The organism is Streptomyces sp. NPDC059861 (assembly GCF_042731435.1).
GTDB lineage: Bacteria > Actinomycetota > Actinomycetes > Streptomycetales > Streptomycetaceae > Streptomyces.
The window spans coordinates 7221-22108 of the sequence record NZ_JBHWJQ010000015.1; the positions used below are offsets into that span (position 1 = coordinate 7221).

General features: G+C 69.5%; 15 protein-coding genes and 1 pseudogene. 11 read left to right on the forward strand and 5 right to left on the reverse strand.

From position 1 onward, the window contains the following. The first annotated feature begins 22 nt into the window (after positions 1–22). Positions 23–1489 (forward strand): NAD(P)/FAD-dependent oxidoreductase, encoded by a 1467-nt coding sequence (locus tag ACFV6X_RS15585; RefSeq protein ID WP_385383417.1) that lies wholly within the window; start codon positions 23–25, stop codon positions 1487–1489. A gap of 39 nt (positions 1490–1528) precedes the next feature. After that, positions 1529–2752, forward strand: coding sequence for a cytochrome P450 (locus tag ACFV6X_RS15590; protein ID WP_385383098.1), 1224 nt, complete (start codon positions 1529–1531; stop codon positions 2750–2752). A gap of 64 nt (positions 2753–2816) precedes the next feature. On the opposite strand, the pseudogene ACFV6X_RS15595 reads toward ACFV6X_RS15590, so the two are convergent. Continuing rightward, positions 2817–3124 (reverse strand): annotated as a pseudogene (locus tag ACFV6X_RS15595) (RICIN domain-containing protein); the annotation flags it as partial. A gap of 197 nt (positions 3125–3321) precedes the next feature. Here ACFV6X_RS15595 and ACFV6X_RS15600 point away from each other — a divergent pair. Continuing rightward, positions 3322–3762 (forward strand): GFA family protein, encoded by a 441-nt coding sequence (locus ACFV6X_RS15600; RefSeq protein ID WP_385383101.1) that lies wholly within the window; start codon positions 3322–3324, stop codon positions 3760–3762. Positions 3763–3797: 35 nt separating this feature from the next. Then, positions 3798–5168, forward strand: a complete 1371-nt coding sequence (locus tag ACFV6X_RS15605; RefSeq protein ID WP_385383104.1) for an aldehyde dehydrogenase family protein — start codon at positions 3798–3800, stop codon at positions 5166–5168. Between the two features lie 215 nt (positions 5169–5383). Here ACFV6X_RS15605 and ACFV6X_RS15610 read toward each other — a convergent pair whose 3' ends face one another. After that, on the reverse strand, positions 5384–5518 hold the full coding sequence (locus tag ACFV6X_RS15610; protein WP_385383106.1) for a hypothetical protein: 135 nt from the start codon (positions 5516–5518) through the stop codon (positions 5384–5386). 138 nt (positions 5519–5656) lie between these two features. Here ACFV6X_RS15610 and ACFV6X_RS15615 point away from each other — a divergent pair, with 138 nt between their 5' ends. Both ACFV6X_RS15615 and ACFV6X_RS15620 read left to right on the forward strand, forming a co-directional pair. After that, on the forward strand, positions 5657–6856 hold the full coding sequence (locus ACFV6X_RS15615) for an NAD(P)/FAD-dependent oxidoreductase (RefSeq protein ID WP_385383108.1): 1200 nt from the start codon (positions 5657–5659) through the stop codon (positions 6854–6856). A 79-nt stretch (positions 6857–6935) separates the two neighbouring features. Beyond that, the gene (locus ACFV6X_RS15620) at positions 6936–7832 is read left to right on the forward strand and encodes an RNA polymerase sigma-70 factor (RefSeq protein ID WP_385383111.1); all 897 of its coding nucleotides are present in this window, start codon (positions 6936–6938) and stop codon (positions 7830–7832) included. A gap of 12 nt (positions 7833–7844) precedes the next feature. Here ACFV6X_RS15620 and ACFV6X_RS15625 read toward each other — a convergent pair whose 3' ends face one another. Next, positions 7845–8396: an ATP-binding protein gene (locus ACFV6X_RS15625; RefSeq protein WP_385383114.1), complete on the reverse strand. Its 552-nt coding sequence runs from the start codon at positions 8394–8396 to the stop codon at positions 7845–7847. Positions 8397–8581: 185 nt separating this feature from the next. On the opposite strand from ACFV6X_RS15625, the gene ACFV6X_RS15630 reads away from it, so the two are divergent. The 5 genes from ACFV6X_RS15630 (at position 8582) to ACFV6X_RS15650 (ending at position 12812) form a co-directional block, all read left to right on the forward strand. Continuing rightward, the gene (locus tag ACFV6X_RS15630; RefSeq protein WP_385383117.1) at positions 8582–9184 is read left to right on the forward strand and encodes a TetR/AcrR family transcriptional regulator; all 603 of its coding nucleotides are present in this window, start codon (positions 8582–8584) and stop codon (positions 9182–9184) included. A gap of 102 nt (positions 9185–9286) precedes the next feature. Then, positions 9287–10357, forward strand: coding sequence for a biotin/lipoate A/B protein ligase family protein (locus tag ACFV6X_RS15635; protein ID WP_385383120.1), 1071 nt, complete (start codon positions 9287–9289; stop codon positions 10355–10357). A gap of 483 nt (positions 10358–10840) precedes the next feature. Beyond that, positions 10841–11698 carry a serine hydrolase gene (locus ACFV6X_RS15640; protein WP_385383123.1) on the forward strand — a complete coding sequence of 286 codons (858 nt, stop codon included), beginning with the start codon at positions 10841–10843 and terminating at the stop codon, positions 11696–11698. A 231-nt stretch (positions 11699–11929) separates the two neighbouring features. Further along, positions 11930–12376, forward strand: a complete 447-nt coding sequence (locus tag ACFV6X_RS15645) for a DUF4395 domain-containing protein (protein ID WP_385383126.1) — start codon at positions 11930–11932, stop codon at positions 12374–12376. Between the two features lie 7 nt (positions 12377–12383). Next, positions 12384–12812, forward strand: a complete 429-nt coding sequence (locus tag ACFV6X_RS15650) for a thioredoxin family protein (protein ID WP_385383129.1) — start codon at positions 12384–12386, stop codon at positions 12810–12812. 56 nt (positions 12813–12868) lie between these two features. Here ACFV6X_RS15650 and ACFV6X_RS15655 read toward each other — a convergent pair whose 3' ends face one another. Together ACFV6X_RS15655 and ACFV6X_RS15660 are read right to left on the reverse strand one after the other, a co-directional pair. Continuing rightward, on the reverse strand, positions 12869–13735 hold the full coding sequence (locus ACFV6X_RS15655; protein WP_365447980.1) for a geranyl diphosphate 2-C-methyltransferase: 867 nt from the start codon (positions 13733–13735) through the stop codon (positions 12869–12871). 82 nt (positions 13736–13817) lie between these two features. Next, positions 13818–14876, reverse strand: a complete 1059-nt coding sequence (locus tag ACFV6X_RS15660) for a family 2 encapsulin nanocompartment cargo protein terpene cyclase (protein ID WP_385383132.1) — start codon at positions 14874–14876, stop codon at positions 13818–13820. Positions 14877–14888: the final 12 nt, after the last annotated feature.

The following is a 14888-nucleotide window of genomic DNA, read 5'->3' on the forward strand; positions in this document are numbered from 1 at the left end:
TGGTTTCGCCGGATCGCTCACCATGATCGGCGACGAACCGTACGAGCCCTACGACCGGCCGCCGCTGTCCAAGCAGGTGCTGCTCGGTCGGGCGCGGGCCGATGACTCCGACGTCGAGATCCTGCGCAGGGAAGGCCGGATAGTCGTCGTGGGTGCCTCGCTGGCAGGCCTGCGCGCGGCGGAGGCCCTGCGCGAGCGTGGTTTCGCCGGATCGCTCACCATGATCGGCGACGAACCGTACGAGCCCTACGACCGGCCGCCGCTGTCCAAGCAGGTGCTGCTCGGTCGGGCGCGGGCCGAGGACACCGCACTGCCGCGGCGGCGCGAGATCGACGCCGAATGGCGCCTGGGTGTCGCAGCCGAGGGCCTGGACCGCAACGCCAAGCAGCTACGCCTCGCGAACGGCGACACGGTCCCCTACGACCGTCTGCTCATCACCACCGGGACCCGGGCGCGACCCTGGTTCCATCAGGAACAGGCAGCGCTGGACGGCGTGTTCGTGCTGCGGACCCGTGACGACTCCGCCCGCCTGAACCGGAAGCTGGCCGGCCGTCCGTCCCGGGTGCTGGTGATCGGAGCCGGTTTCACCGGCTGCGAAGTCGCCTCCGCCTGCCGGGAGTTGAATCTTGAGGTCTCGGTGGTCGAGCGCGGCCCGGCCCCGCTGGTCGGCCCCCTCGGTGGGGTGATCGGCGCGGTCGCGGACCGGATGCAGCGCAGGAACGGAGTCGACCTGCGCTGCGGCGTCAGTGTGACTGCCCTGGAGGGTGACTATTCCGGACGGCTCAGGCGCGCCCATCTCTCCGACGGCACGGCGATCGACGTGGAGGTGGCGGTCGTCTCGCTCGGCGCCGTCCCCAACACCGAATGGCTCGCCGGCTCGGGTGTGGCCGCGGGGCCGAGGGGCATCGCCTGCGACGCCGGGTGCAGGGTGTTCGACGTCAACGGCATCGTCACCGACGACATCTACGCCGCCGGCGACGTGGCACGCAGCCCGCACCCGCTGTTCGACTACCAGTTCCTGTCGCTGGAGCACTGGGGCAACGCCGTCGAACAGGCGGAGATCGCCGCCCACTACATGATCTGCGCGGGGCCCGATCGCCGCCCGCACCTGTGGCTGCCGATGTTCTGGTCCACGCAGTTCCACGTCAACATCAAGTCCGTGGATGTCCCCTCGCTGGGCGACCAACTGGTCATCGCCCAGGGGGCACTCGCCGACGAGCGGTTCGTCGCGGTGTACGGATACCGCGGCCGGGTCATCGCCGCGGCGTCCTTCGACGGAGCCAGGTGGCTCGGGTTCTACGAGGAGCAGATCGCGGCCGCCGCGCCGTTCCCGCCGGACTACCGCCTGGTCGACCGCCGAACCACCACGCTGCACAGCGTCGACGCGGAATTCCCGGACCCCCACCTGCCCACCCACGGGGCCACCGTCACGCTGTCGGGTCACTCACCGAGCGAGCGGCGTGTCCAGTTCGTTCCGTCGCATGCCTGATCACCGGCCCTGTACCGCCCGGAGCCCCCTGGAGACACCATGACGCCCGGTACCCTCTCCGCGCAGATCCTCGACTACGCCAACCGAGCCGATCCGTACCCGCTCTACGCGGAACTGCGCAAGACACCGGTCATGCGGGAGGACGACGGCACCTACCTGGTCAGCAGTTACCACGCGGTGCGGAGCCTGGCCAACGACCCTCGGCTGAGCCAGGATCCGCGCAACCGCCCGCCCGGCTACACCCACCCCGGTCAGTCGGAGGAGGACACGGGCCTGCCGCCGAGCTTCATCCTGACCGACCCGCCCGAGCACGACCGGCTGCGCGCCACCGCGAACCGGCCGTTCGGCCCCCCGCACAGCCCCAGGTTCCTGGAGGACCTGCGCGCAGAACTGGCCACGGTCGTCGCCGAACTGATCGACGCCTTCGAGGGCAAGGACGAGATCGACATCGTCGACGCCTTCGCCTACCCCCTCCCCGTCACCGCCATCTGCAAGGTGCTCGGCGTGCCGCACGAGGACGAACCCCGCTTCCACGGCTGGGCGGACGCCGTGGCGTCCGGTATCGATCCCCAGCACGGCGGTATCGGCCAGGAGAAGTCCCAGCAGGGGCGCCGGGAACTGGGCGCCTACCTGGCCGACCTGATCGACGCCAAACGCCGCCGCCCGGGCCCCGGGCTCCTCAGCGCCCTCGCTCCCGAGACCGGCCCGGGCGGCAGCATGACACCGGCGGACCTGGTGGCCACCGCGGTGCTGCTCCTGGTCGCCGGCCACGAGACCACCGTCAACCTCATCACCAACGCGACGCTCACCCTGCTGCGTCACCCCGACGTCCTCGAGCGGTTCCAGAAAGACGCGGAGCTGACCGTCCCCCTCGTCGAGGAAGTGCTGCGCTACGAGCCGCCCGTCCAGTTCGTGCCCATCAACGTCACCCTGGCCGACATCGACATCGACGACGTCACCATCCCCAAGGGGGCGCCGGTCTGGCTCATGATCGCCGCGGCCAACCGCGACCCCCTGCGCTTCGAGGACCCCGATCGGTTCGATCCCGCCCGCGAGGACAACGAACACCTCGGGTTCTACACCGGAATCCACTACTGCTTCGGCGCCCCGCTCGCGCGGATCGAAGCGCAGCTCGCGCTGCGGGAACTGTTCCGCCGGGTCAAGAGTTTCCGGCTCCTGGAGGAGCGACCGTCGTACCGAGCCAACGCCGTGCTGCGCGGCCCCCGTCACCTTCGCGTGGCGATCGAGGGCCTCACCGACTGAGCCCACGGGTGAGCGGGGCCCGGTCCGGCACGCCGGGCCCCGCGGGCGGGCAGGTGACAGCGGCTCAGCCGGCGAGTGTGAACGTCTGGGCGGCGGATCCGGAGCAGGCTGCTGGGACAGCCGGGCGCCGTTGGCGGTGGAGGCGTTGTCGACGGTCAGGCACTTGCCGCTGTGGCGTGCGACGAAGCGGTACTGGCCGCTCGCACCGGTGGATTCCGGCCGCCACTGCTGGTTCGAGGCCCCGACGTAGTCCCACAGGTGGACCCTGGTGCCGTCCCCGGTCGCGCCCGGGCCGCCGTCGACGTCCCAGGCCTTGCCGTTGTGGCGGTTGACGACCTGGTAGTGGCCGTCACCGGTGGGACGGAACTGCCAGGGGCTTGGGCTCAGGGCGGTCGAGGCGAGCAGGCGCCGGCGACTGCGCGCGGGGCACGCCCCGTGTTCCTGTCGGGGACAGCCCTGCGAGGCGTAGGCGAAACGGGTGTCTGGCCGACCTCGTCCGCCGGAAGCACTCTCGATCTGTGCCAGGGCAACGTCTCCGAAACCCTGGCCGAGATACAGGGAGCATCGATATGAGTGACATGGTCCCGGCGCCCGCCCACAACGCACGCACCGGACATTGCTTATGCGGATCGGTCAGCTATCGATTCGACGTGAATCCCGAGACCGTGGTCCTCTGCCACTGCGCTCATTGCCAGCGGCACACTGGTGCGGCATTCTCGGTGAACGTACTGGTGGCGCGCGAAGCCCTGGAAATCATGGGCATGCCGAAGGTCTATCAGACCGTCGGAGCGGAAAACGGAAATCTGCGCGACAGGCTTTTCTGCGGCGAATGCGGTACGCCGATTCTCACGATCCTTCATGAACGACCCGATCTCGTGATCGTCAAGGCCGGAACTCTCGATGATCCAACAGGACTGAAGCCGACCACGGAGGTATGGTGGCGTCGAGCTCAAGACTGGATCGAACCGAACGCCGACCGGATGAGGTTCGACGGGGACGCCAATAAATGAATGCGGCTGTGCGGCCCCATACCAAGGAGTAGAAAATGAGCTTTGGTACCACCGATCCGGCAACCGGAGAATTGGTGAAGGAATTCCCGCTGCAGTCGGACGAGGAAATTCTCCACGAGCTGGAAACCGCCGACAGGCTTTACCACGAAGACTGGAAGTACTGGCCGGTCGCGGAACGGGCCCGCGTCGTCGGCCGCGCCGCTCAGATCCTGCGGGAGAAGCGGGATGCATACGTGGAATACCTGACCCTGGAAATAGGAAAGGTAACCCGCTTCGGCTACTTCGAGGTCGATCTCGCGGCCGACATCCTCGATTACTACGCGGAGCACGGAGAGCGGTTCCTCGCGGAGCGGCCGCTGCCCGGTGAGCCCGGCGCGAAGCTGGTCGCCGAGCCGATCGGCGTCATCCTGGCGATCGAGCCGTGGAACTTCCCCTACTACCAACTGGCCCGTGTGGCCGCGCCCCAACTGGTCGCCGGGAACGTGATCCTGATGAAGCCCGCCGAGAGCGTGCCCCAGTGCGCCCTGGCCTTCGCGCGACTCTTCGAGAAGGCGGGAGCCCCTGAAGGGGCCTACATGAATCTCTTCTGCAGCATCGACCAGGTCGCCAGGCTGATCGACGACTTCCGCGTGCGCGGCGTCACCCTCACCGGTAGCGAGAGGGCGGGGACTTCGGTCGGCGAGCGCGCCGGGCACAACCTCAAGAAGACGGTCCTGGAACTGGGCGGCAGCGACCCCGCTCTCGTTCTGGAGGGCGCACCTCTGGAGCACGCGGTCGAGCACGTCGTGATGGGACGTACCTACAACTCGGGGCAGGGCTGCGTCAACGTCAAGCGCGTGATCGTGGTCGGCAGGGAACGGGGCGAGGAAATACTGGCCGCGCTGAAGGAGCGCTTCGCCGCGATCAAGGTGGGTGATCCGAAGGACGAGGACACCCTGCTCGGCCCGCTGTCCAGTGAGCGCGCCCTCGAAGTCCTGCTGCGGCAGATCGAGGACGCGAAGGCCGCGGGAGCTCGCGTCGTTCAGGGCGGCAACCGAGTGGACCGCCCCGGGTTCTTCATCGAGCCGACGATCATCACGGGCATCAGAGAAGACAACCCGCTCTACGGGGAAGAGGCCTTCGGACCCGTGTTGTCCTTCTACGGCGTGGACAGCGAGGAGGAAGCGATCGAGTTGGCCAATGCCACCAGGTTCGGCTTGGGCAGCTACGTGTTCGACGCCGACGTCGAGCACGCCCAACAGGTCGCGAGTCGCATGGAGTCCGGCATGGTGTACATCAATTCCTGCTTCGCCGACTCGCCAGGCCTGCCCTTCGGAGGGATCAAGAACTCCGGGTTCGGTCGCGAGCTGTCGGAACTGGGCATCGGCGAGTTCCTCAACCGCAAGCTGGTGAGGGTCGCGCCGTAGCGCCTCAGGCGGGCCCGCGGCGGCTTCGGGAGGTTGCTCCCGCCATGTCGGCGCCTCGTCGAATTGCTCTTTGCGCAGAGCCGTGATCTGCCGGAAGGCGGTCTTGAAGTCCTCGTACTCCTGCTCGCCGATCACCTCGGCGTGGCGCCGCTCGATGGAGGCGACGATGGCGTCGGACCTGCGCATCTGATCACACCCGAGCGCGGTGGGCATGATCAGCTTGGCGCGCCTGTCCCGGGGTCCGGATGCCGTTCCAGGGCGCCGTGCTGGGGACGCAGTCGGGGGTGACCCTGTTCGGCGAGCTTCTGGAGGAGTTCCTTCTGGACCGAGAAGAGCAGGCGAGCGCTCATGATGCCGACGTCCTGCCTGCGGTGTCCCGCGGCGGCGATTCAGGCGCGTCCCCTGTGCCCTACGTCTCATTCGCAGGTTGTTACACCGGACGCGCCACTGGTGTCTCCATGCCGAGTCCACAACGCGAGGGAGACAAGATGAACGGAAACGTCGAGGTGGTCGTGGTCGGCGGCGGATACGGGGGCGTCACGGCGGCCAACAGCCTGGCTCGGCGCGACGGTGTGTCGGTGACCCTGGTCAATCCGCGTCCCCGCTTCGTCGAGCGCATCCGCCTGCACCAGCTCGTGACGGGCTCCGATGACGCGGTCGAGGGCTTCGGCGAGGTGCTGGGCGGGAACGTCCGGCTGGTGGTCGACACCGCGACCCGGATCGACCCTGCCGAGCGCCAGGTGTCGCTGGCGGGTGGTGGCACGGTCTCCTACGACTACCTCGTCTACGCGGTGGGCAGTGGCGCCTCCGATCCTGGCGTGCCCGGAGCGGCGGAGTTCGCTCATGCGGTGTCGGACCTCGAAGGGGCGGAACGACTGCGGTCGGCGCTGGCCGAGACGCCCGCGTCGGATCCGGTGACCGTGATCGGGGCCGGCCCCACCGGCCTGGAGACCGCCGCGGAGCTGGCGGAAGCGGGCCGCAAGCTCACCCTGGTCTGCGGCGGCGTGCTCGGCCCCTCCCTGCATGCCCGGGCCCGCCGCCCGGTCGCCCGCCGGCTCGCCAAGCTGGGTGTGACCGTCCTCGAAGGTCCCCGTGCGCGGGTGACGGAAGTGACGCGTGACGGCGTACAGCTCGATGACGGCCGGAAGCTGCCCAGCGCGGTGACGATCTGGACCGCGGGATTCCGTGTGCCGGACCTGGCCGCCCGCAGCGGGCTGCGCACCGACGCCGAAGGCCGTCTGGTCACCGACGCGACGCTGACCAGCGTGGACGACGTGCGTATCGTGGCCGCCGGCGACGCGGCGGTGATGACGGACCGACCGTTCCGGATGAGCTGCCAGGCCGCCGTGCAACTGGGCCCGGCGGCCGCCGCCACGATCCTGCGCCGGATCGCGGGGAAGCAGCCCGCTCCCGTCCGGATGTTCTTCGCCGGGCAGTGTCTCAGCCTCGGCCGGAAGGAGGGTGTCACCCAGTTCTCCTACCCGAACGACAAGGTGAACGCACTCAGCGTCAGCGGGCGGCCCGGTGCCGGCGTCAAGGAGATCGCCTGCCGGTTCACCCTCGACAAGTTGCTGTCGGGGGCGCGCAAGGCCGGCCCCCGCGCATCCGACGGCGGCAGCACCGTTCGCGTGGAATCGCCCCGGCCGGAACACCGCCCGACGCCGTCCAGCACCCGACCTTCGGCTTAGCTGCCAAAACCCGCTCCTTGGGCCGGACCGGCCGGTCCGGCCCAAGGACGCCGACCGCGAGAGAGTGAAGCGCACGCCGATGAACGACCACGTCACCGACTCCGCGACCGAGGCGTTCCTCGCCCATCGCGACCTGCTGTTCACCGTCGCCTACGAGATGCTCGGATCGGCGGCGGACGCCGAGGACGTCCTCCAGGAGACCTGGTTGCGGTGGGTCGAGGTCGACCTGGCGCAGGTGCGGGACCAGCGTGCCTACCTCGTACGGATCACGACCCGGCAAGCACTCAACCGGCTCCGCACCCTCAAGCGGCGCAAGGAGGCCTACGTCGGCCCCTGGCTGCCCGAGCCCCTGCTCACCGCGCCGGACGTGGCCGAGGACGTAGAACTGTCCGAGAACCTGTCGCTGGCGCTCATGTTCATCCTCGAAACGCTCTCACCGACCGAACGCGCCGTCTTCGTACTGCGCGAGGTCTTCGACTTCGGCTACGACGAGATCGCGGCGGCGATCGGCAAGAGCCCCGCCGCCGTACGCCAGACCGCCCACCGCGCCCGCCGTCACGTCGACGCCCGTCGGCCGCGCGCGGCGGCTTCCCCGGAGGAGGCCCGGGCAGCGCTGGACTTGTTCCAGCGGGCGCTCGTGACGGGGGACCTGCAGGGGCTGCTCGACGTACTCGCCCCGGACGTCGTTTTCGTCAGCGACGGCGGTGGTCTCAAGCTGGCGGCTCTGCGGCCGGTCGTCGGCGCCGAGAACGTGCTCCGTTACATGGCCGGCAGCGTCGACAAGGCCGGCGGCACCTTGAGCGGTGAGTACACGACGGTCAACGGCAACCCCGGACTCGTCCTGCGCCTGGACGGCGTGATCGACGGCGTGCTGGCCTTCTGCGTGGAGAACGCCCGCGTCACGGGCCTCTATTACGTCCGCAACCCCGAAAAGCTCACCCGCGTCGAGTCCGAGACTCCTCTCACCTCCCGCTGAGACACGTCTTGCCTAGGGTGTCCGCGCCCCGGTGCCCTGCTCGACATGCACTTCGAACCAGACGGTCTTGCCGGTGGGCATCCGGATGCTTCCCCAGGCGTCCGCGAGCAGGTCCAGGAGTTTGGTGCCGCGACCGCCTTCGGAATCCGCGTCGACCACGCAGCGTACGGGGCCGGTCCGCTCGGTGTCCTCGACCTCGCACACCAGCCGGGATCGGCGGAGCTGAAGGTTGAGCCTGAGCGGGCCGCGGGTGTGCCGAAGGGCATTGGTGACGAGCTCGCTGACCAGGAGTTCGACGGTGTCCGCGAGATCGTCCAGGGCCCAGGTGGTCAGCTGCGCCGTCACCAGATGGCGGGCGTCGCGCACGGAGGTGAGCTCCCGCCCCAGAGGCCAGGACGCTTCCCATGCGCTGGCGCGGCAGCGCGGAGCGTCGAACGGCCGCAGGGGCGCGAAGATGCGCGACCACAGGGCCCACTGCCGGGCGGCCCACGAGGGGGCGTCGCCGTGCGAGGGCCGTTCTGCCCGGCAGAAGGCGCTGAGGAGGCCGATGGCCTGGGCGGCCATGGAAATCAGTCCTTACTGTGCTGGTGGTGGGGAGCCGTCGGCGGGTGTGTCGCCCATGTGCCGGCTCATTCATGTAGCAGTTGCTACACCTAAAATATACACGTAACGGGTGCTACAGTAAAGATCTCGCCAAGCTCCCAAATCGGGCACGCGAAGGTCGCCGACCCGGTGCAACCAGGAACTCCATGTCACGCCCACCCGACCCGGCCAAGCGACGCCGCCTCCTGGACCACGTCCGCCAGTACGTGCTGCGCAACGGACTCGCGGACCTCTCCCTGCGCCGGCTGGCCCAGGCACTCGGCACCAGCGACCGCATGCTCCTCTACTACTTCGGCAGCAAGGAACGGATGATCGCCGAGGCGCTCGCCGTCTACGAGCGCCGGCCCCTGCTGCAGGCCCGTGAGGTTCTGCGCAGCGTCGGGCCGCCCACGGACGCCGCCGGTCTGCGTCGTCTGATGGAGGAGGTGTGGAAGCAGTTCAGCGACCCCGACGTACGCGCCTCACTGCCTCTGTACCTCGAGATCATGAGCGCCGGCATCCTCCATCCGCACCGGTACGGGCCCGTCCTGGACGATGTCGTCACGGAATGGACAAACCTGCTCACGTCGGTCTTCCGTGACTTCGGCATGGACCAGGGCCGGGCTCTGACCCAGGCCACGCTCCTGACCGACGCGGTGTTCGGTCTCCTGGTCGCCCCGCTGGTGGACGACCACTGGGACCGGGCCGACGCGGCCTTCCGCGCACTCCTCGACTGCCTGGAACCCGGGTGGCACCCCGCGATGTCCTGACCCCGTCTCGGCACCACCGGCCCGCAGACGAGTGGTCACCGGCCGGGGAACATACACGGGCCGGGCGCGGTTTTTCCGGCAGTGCAAAAGGAAGGCGAAGCCGTGCACGGTGAGTACAAGGTTCCGGGCGGCAAGCTCGTCGTCGTGGATGTGGACGTCGACGTCGAGCACGGCGTGCTGCGGCACGCACGGGTCGCGGGCGACTTCTTCCTAGAACCGGACGAGGCGCTCGACGCCGTCAACCAAGCCCTGGACGGCGCCCCCGCCGACACCGACGCGGCCGGACTGGCGGCGCGGATCGACGCGGCGCTTCCCGAGGGGACCGTCATGTACGGGCTGACCTCGGAGGGCATCGCCGTCGCGGTGCGGCGTGCCCTCGCGCACGCCACCGACTGGACCGACTACGACTGGCAGTTGATCCACGAAGGCCCGCAGGCTCCGGCACTGCACATGGCGCTGGACGAGGTCCTCACGGCCGAGGTCGCCGCGGGACGCCGACCGCCGACACTCAGGGTGTGGGAGTGGGGCGCCCCGGCGGTGATCATCGGCAGCTTCCAGTCCCTGCGCAACGAGGTCGACCCCGAGGGCGCGGACCGGCACGGCATCGAAGTCGTGCGCCGCATCTCCGGCGGCGGGGCGATGTTCGTCGAGCCCGGCAACACGATCACCTACTCGCTGTCGGTCCCGGAAGCGCTGGTTCAGGGCCTGTCCTTCCAGGACAGCTACGCCTACCTCGACGACTGGGTGCTCGGCGCGCTCGGCGACATGGGGATCAACGCCTGGTACCAGCCGCTGAACGACATCGCCACTGATCAGGGCAAGATCGCCGGGGCCGCCCAGAAGCGCATCGTGGGACCCGACGGCGGAGCCGGCGCCGTGCTGCACCACGTGACCATGGCCTACGACATCGACGCGGACAAGATGCTCGACGTGTTGCGCATCGGTCGGGAGAAGCTGTCGGACAAGGGCATGAAGAGCGCGAAGAAGCGGGTCGACCCGCTGCGCCGGCAGACCGGTCTGGCACGGGAGGCCGTGATCGCGCGGATGATCGATTCGTTCCGTCTCCGGTACGGACTCAGCGACGGCAACGTGACGCACGAGGAACTGACCCGCGCACAGGAGCTGGCACGGACGAAGTTCACTTCGCCGGAGTGGACCGCCCGCGTGCCATGACAAGGGCGGGTCGGGCGTCGCCCCTTTTCCCCGGGTGCCGACGCCGGCTGGTCGGCGAGTCCTTCGTCACAGCGGACGGCGCCCACTACGCACCGGGGGAAGGCCGCGCGTCAGGCTCGGCAGGTCCGCCCGACGGGAGCCGCCCACGGCAAGACAGTCAGGATCGCAGCCGTCCGCGATCCCGAGTTGCGGCCCACCCGCGCACGGCGGCCCGATCGCCAGGGGCCTTTCGACCCCGCCCACTTGGGGCCTGCGCTGCTTCGGGCAGGTCCGCCGCGGCCCGGCGGGCCCGCCGCGTCCGGGCACGGTCGCGCGGCGCGCGCCGACAGGTGCGCTGCAGGGCCCTTCAGCACCGGTCCGACGGTCCGAGGGCCCATGCCGAGCGGACAGTCCGTAGCGAACGTCACGTTCCATTCGATACCGCCACGCATCCAGACTGGTCGCCCATAGCGACCGACAGCAACGGAAGAACGGGCGGAGCGAATGGGGCTCACGCGAATATCCCGGCGTCTCGTGGCCACAGCGATCGTCTCCGGCGTGGCGGTTCCCGCCGTCGTGGGGTTCGGGGCAGGTGGCGCCGTCGCGGCGACGCCGCCGGTGAAGTGCGCCTCGGGGCAGGCAGGGCTCGCGGCGAAGCTGCAACGGGACATCACGGCCTCCCTGGAGCACACGACCGCCGTCGCGGCGGTGTCTCTGCGCGACCGGTCGACGAAGACCGTGTGCACGCTTCGGGCGGACCAGAGGTTCGACTCCGCCAGCACGGTCAAGGTCACTCTCCTGGCGACGCTGCTGTGGGACGTGCGCAAGCACGACCGCCACCTCACTCAGCGTGAGGCCGACCGCGCCACCAAGATGATCACGGCATCGGACAACGCCTCCACGAACGCGCTGTGGAAGCAGATCGGCGTGACAAAGGTGAAGGGCTTCCTGGCCGCGGCCGGAATGACCAGCACTGTGCCGGGCGGCAAGCGAACCTGGGGCCTGACCCAGATCACGGCCGCCGACACGCAGAAGCTGATGAACCTGATCACGGAACGCAACACGGTGCTCAGCGACAACGCGCGTGCCTACATCCTCAAGCTGATGAACAAGGTCATCCCCGCGCAGCGCTGGGGCACCCCCGTGGGAGCACCACGCGCGGCCCTGGTGCACGTCAAGAACGGCTGGCTGCCGCGCGCGGCGCACGGCTGGCGGGTGCACAGCATGGGAGCCTTCACCGGCGGCGGGCGCGACTACACGCTGACCGTGCTCACCCAGGACAACAGCACGATGAAGGCCGGCGTGGCGACCGTGGAGGCGGTGGCCCGAGCCGTCCACAAGGACCTCGCCGTCCGGCGCTGAGTCGCCCGGACGCGGCGCGAGCGGGAGCGAGGCCCGGCGGCGTGGATGTCCGGTGAGTGGGCGGTGGTTGACGGCGGTCGGGGCGGCTGCTGCAATACCCGGCATGTCCTCCGCGGCGTTCCTGGTGATCAGGGCTCACATCGACTTCGGTCGGGTGTGGTCCGCAGCGTGTCGCTGACGCGCGCACCCCCGTCCCCTCAGGATCCGTCTTCTTCCGTCCCGGAGTACGTCATGCCCGACAGCACCCCCGCTGCGTCTGTCCGTGTCGACCCGCGCGGGCCTCGTTTCGCCGCCGCCCTCACCACCCTCGTCCTCTTCCTGGTCCTGGGCACGGGCAGTGGCGTGCTGCTCGCGGCGCAGGCCGTCGTGTTCGCTGTCGGTGCTGCTCTTGGCTTGCGCTGGTCGCCGTACGGCTGGCTCTACCGCCGACTGGTACGCCCCCGACTCGGCCCGCCGAGGGAACTCGAGGACGAGCGGCCACCGCGGTTCGCGCAGGCCGTCGGTCTGGGCTTCGCGCTCGTGGGGACGGCGGGATACCTCGCCGGCGTCACGTGGCTCGGCATCACGGCGGCCGCGGCGGCTCTCGCGGCGGCACTGTTGAACGCCGCCTTCGGTTACTGCCTGGGCTGCGAGGTGTACCTCCTCGCGGTACGCGGCCGCGCCCGCCTGGGCGGGTGAGGTGGCCGTGGGCGATCCGACGGGATTGATCGTGGCCGCCGTGGTGTCGCTGGCCGTGATCGTCTTCGGGCTGTTCCGGGCCCGCCGCGACGGCAGGTTGCGCGGTGGCGGACGGGACGAGATCCTGCGGTTGTCTGCCGGTGAGCTGGGGGAGACGCTCGGCGAGCGGGCCACCCTGGTGCAGTTCTCGACGACTCTGTGCGTGTCCTGCCCCGGCACCAGGCGGCTGCTGGCCGATGTGAGCGCTTCGACGCCTGGCGTGGCCTTCGTGGAGATCGACGCCGAGGCGCGTCTCGACCTGGTCCGGCGCGCCGACGTGATGCGCACCCCGACCGTACTCGTCCTCGACCACGCGGGCCGTGTCGTACGCCGCGCCTCCGGGCCGCCGACCCGGGCCGACCTTGTGTCGGCGGTGGACCTCGCCACGGCGGGCTGAAGGCAGGCAGCGGGACAGGGGCGGTATGTGCTCGCCGCCCGCCCCGCTCCGGAGCGTCAGACGCGGTCGGCGGTGATCAGGAGGTACTGGAAGCTGCCGTTGCGATAGGCGTTCAGGAAGGTGTCCTCGATGCCTGTGACCAGGTGGTCGGCCTGGCGGCGCAGGTCCCAGTAAGGGATCGCCTCCGCTGTGAGGTCCTGGACGTGGACGGGCACGAGCCGGTTGCGGGCCATGGCGCGGAAATAGGCCGAGCGGGGGTGGATGTCGCAGATGTAGTGGGCGTTGATGAGGGAGACCTCGCGGGAGGCCCGGCCGTACGTGTCGTTGTAGCAACCGGTGATCACCACATAACGGCCGCCCCGCCGCAGGAGGCGGGCGTGCTCCGCGAAAAGCAGGTCCAGTTCGACGTACATGGTGGACTCGTTGTTCCAGGACGCCGCGTAGGCGCCCGTGGTCAGCCCGGTGTCGAGCATGTTGCGGTGGTGGTACCGCACCTTGGCGTCGATGCCGCGTTTGCGTGCCTGCTCGTTGGCGAAGTCGGCCTGCTTGGCGGAGATGGTGACCCCGTCGGCATGGCAGCCGTAGCGCAGGTTCGCGACCACGCTGCCGCCGCCCCGGCCGCAGCCGGCGTCGAAAACCCGGTCCGTGGGGGCGAGTTCGCCGAGGTGGGACGCGAGGAGCTCGGCCTGTGCGTGTTCCAGCCGGTGCAGTTCATGGGTGATCCGCTCGCGGCGCCGGTCGGCGTCCGGTTCGTCGAGCACCGACCGGTCGGCCTCGCCGACGCCGTAGTGGTGGTGGTACAGGTCGTCGAGCTTCCCGAGTTCGAGGTTGACCGGGTTTTCCTCGGCGTTCCAGTAGTCCGCGATGCGGTTCTGGTACGTGGACTGAGTGGGAACCGCTGCGGACGCGGTGCCGGTGTGCATGGTGGTCAACGCTGACTCCTTCGTGCTGTGGTGCAGGTGCGAGTGCTGATCGGCCTTCGGCAGGTCGTGCCGACGACGTGGGTCACCAGTAGTCGGGCAGTCGGTAGCGGTGGGTGTTGGTCGCGTGCCACTCGTGGTTGCCCGCCACCCAGTCGGCCAGGCCGCGGGCGTAGCGTTCGAGGAGCGGCGACGTGGCGGACAGCACGGCGGCCTCCGTCTCGAAGGCGTCCATGACCTCGTTGTGGATGTCGACGCTGCGCAGGTATGCGGCCTTCAGGCCGCACCGGTCGTTCGCGGCCACCACTTGGGGCAGGTTCAGGTGGTCGGGGTCGCTCGCCAGTTCCTTGGTGAACGAGTACAGGTCGTTGACGATGGTGGTGGCGTTGCAGGCCAGGACGGTGATGCGTTGCACCTCCGGGCGGGCGTAGAGGGCTTCGGGCAGTTCGTAGCCGTCCACGGCGTCGACGATGGACAGACAGGGACGGAAGTTGTTGAACTGCCGCATCACCAGGTACTCCCAGACGCGCGGCACGTGACGCGTCTCCGACCAGGATGCCTCCGAGAGGTACCCCAGGTGCAGCCGGGCGAGGTCGTGCACCAGCCGGTCGGTCTGGCTGGGCGTGGCGACCACCGCGTAGTCCTTCATCGCCCAGTGGTAGGACCGCAGCGGGCCGTCGGCCTGGACGCCGTCGCGCCATTCCTGTTCCGTCTCGGGGGTGGCGTGGAAGGGGTCGAGGGCGGACTGGGCCATGATCAGCCTGCCGCCCAGACCTCGCCGTGCACCGCCCCTGCCCTCGTCCTCCTCGCAGTAGCAGCTGTCGACGATGTTCTCGGCCAGCAGCAGTTTGCCTGCGACGGTGAGGCGTTCGAGGTCGGCTGCCGCAGGGTGCTGCAGGACGACGGCCCGGCCGAACTGGAACTGGCCGAAGTCCCCGCTCCATTCCGCGGGGAACAGGTCGAGGCCGCGGGCCCAGGCCTCGAGCCTGCGGTCGATCTCCGCGACCTTCTCCGGGTCGGCGGGCGCGGCGGGCCGGTACGTCAGTCCCGGAATGGCTCCGCTGCGCCGTGCCCGGATGCTCCGGGCGAGGTTGGGCGGGCCGGGCAGCGGGATGCCGGCCGCGGTACTCGAAGGGCTGTGCATAGACGTGTGCTC

Excerpts from the sequence above, each read along its gene's own strand:
- ACFV6X_RS15625 (WP_385383114.1), bottom strand. The coding sequence starts at position 8,396 with ATGGCCGCCCAGGCCATCGGCCTCCTCAGCGCCTTCTGCCGGGCAGAA.
- ACFV6X_RS15660 (WP_385383132.1), bottom strand. The coding sequence starts at position 14,876 with ATGCACAGCCCTTCGAGTACCGCGGCCGGCATCCCGCTGCCCGGCCCG.
- ACFV6X_RS15645 (WP_385383126.1), top strand. The coding sequence starts at position 11,930 with ATGCCCGACAGCACCCCCGCTGCGTCTGTCCGTGTCGACCCGCGCGGG.
- ACFV6X_RS15615 (WP_385383108.1), top strand. The coding sequence starts at position 5,657 with ATGAACGGAAACGTCGAGGTGGTCGTGGTCGGCGGCGGATACGGGGGC.
- ACFV6X_RS15600 (WP_385383101.1), top strand. The coding sequence starts at position 3,322 with ATGAGTGACATGGTCCCGGCGCCCGCCCACAACGCACGCACCGGACAT.
- ACFV6X_RS15640 (WP_385383123.1), top strand. The coding sequence starts at position 10,841 with ATGGGGCTCACGCGAATATCCCGGCGTCTCGTGGCCACAGCGATCGTC.
- ACFV6X_RS15585 (WP_385383417.1), top strand. The coding sequence starts at position 23 with ATGATCGGCGACGAACCGTACGAGCCCTACGACCGGCCGCCGCTGTCC.
- ACFV6X_RS15620 (WP_385383111.1), top strand. The coding sequence starts at position 6,936 with ATGAACGACCACGTCACCGACTCCGCGACCGAGGCGTTCCTCGCCCAT.
- ACFV6X_RS15605 (WP_385383104.1), top strand. The coding sequence starts at position 3,798 with ATGAGCTTTGGTACCACCGATCCGGCAACCGGAGAATTGGTGAAGGAA.
- ACFV6X_RS15610 (WP_385383106.1), bottom strand. The coding sequence starts at position 5,518 with ATGAGCGCTCGCCTGCTCTTCTCGGTCCAGAAGGAACTCCTCCAGAAG.
- ACFV6X_RS15655 (WP_365447980.1), bottom strand. The coding sequence starts at position 13,735 with ATGCACACCGGCACCGCGTCCGCAGCGGTTCCCACTCAGTCCACGTAC.
- ACFV6X_RS15590 (WP_385383098.1), top strand. The coding sequence starts at position 1,529 with ATGACGCCCGGTACCCTCTCCGCGCAGATCCTCGACTACGCCAACCGA.
- ACFV6X_RS15630 (WP_385383117.1), top strand. The coding sequence starts at position 8,582 with ATGTCACGCCCACCCGACCCGGCCAAGCGACGCCGCCTCCTGGACCAC.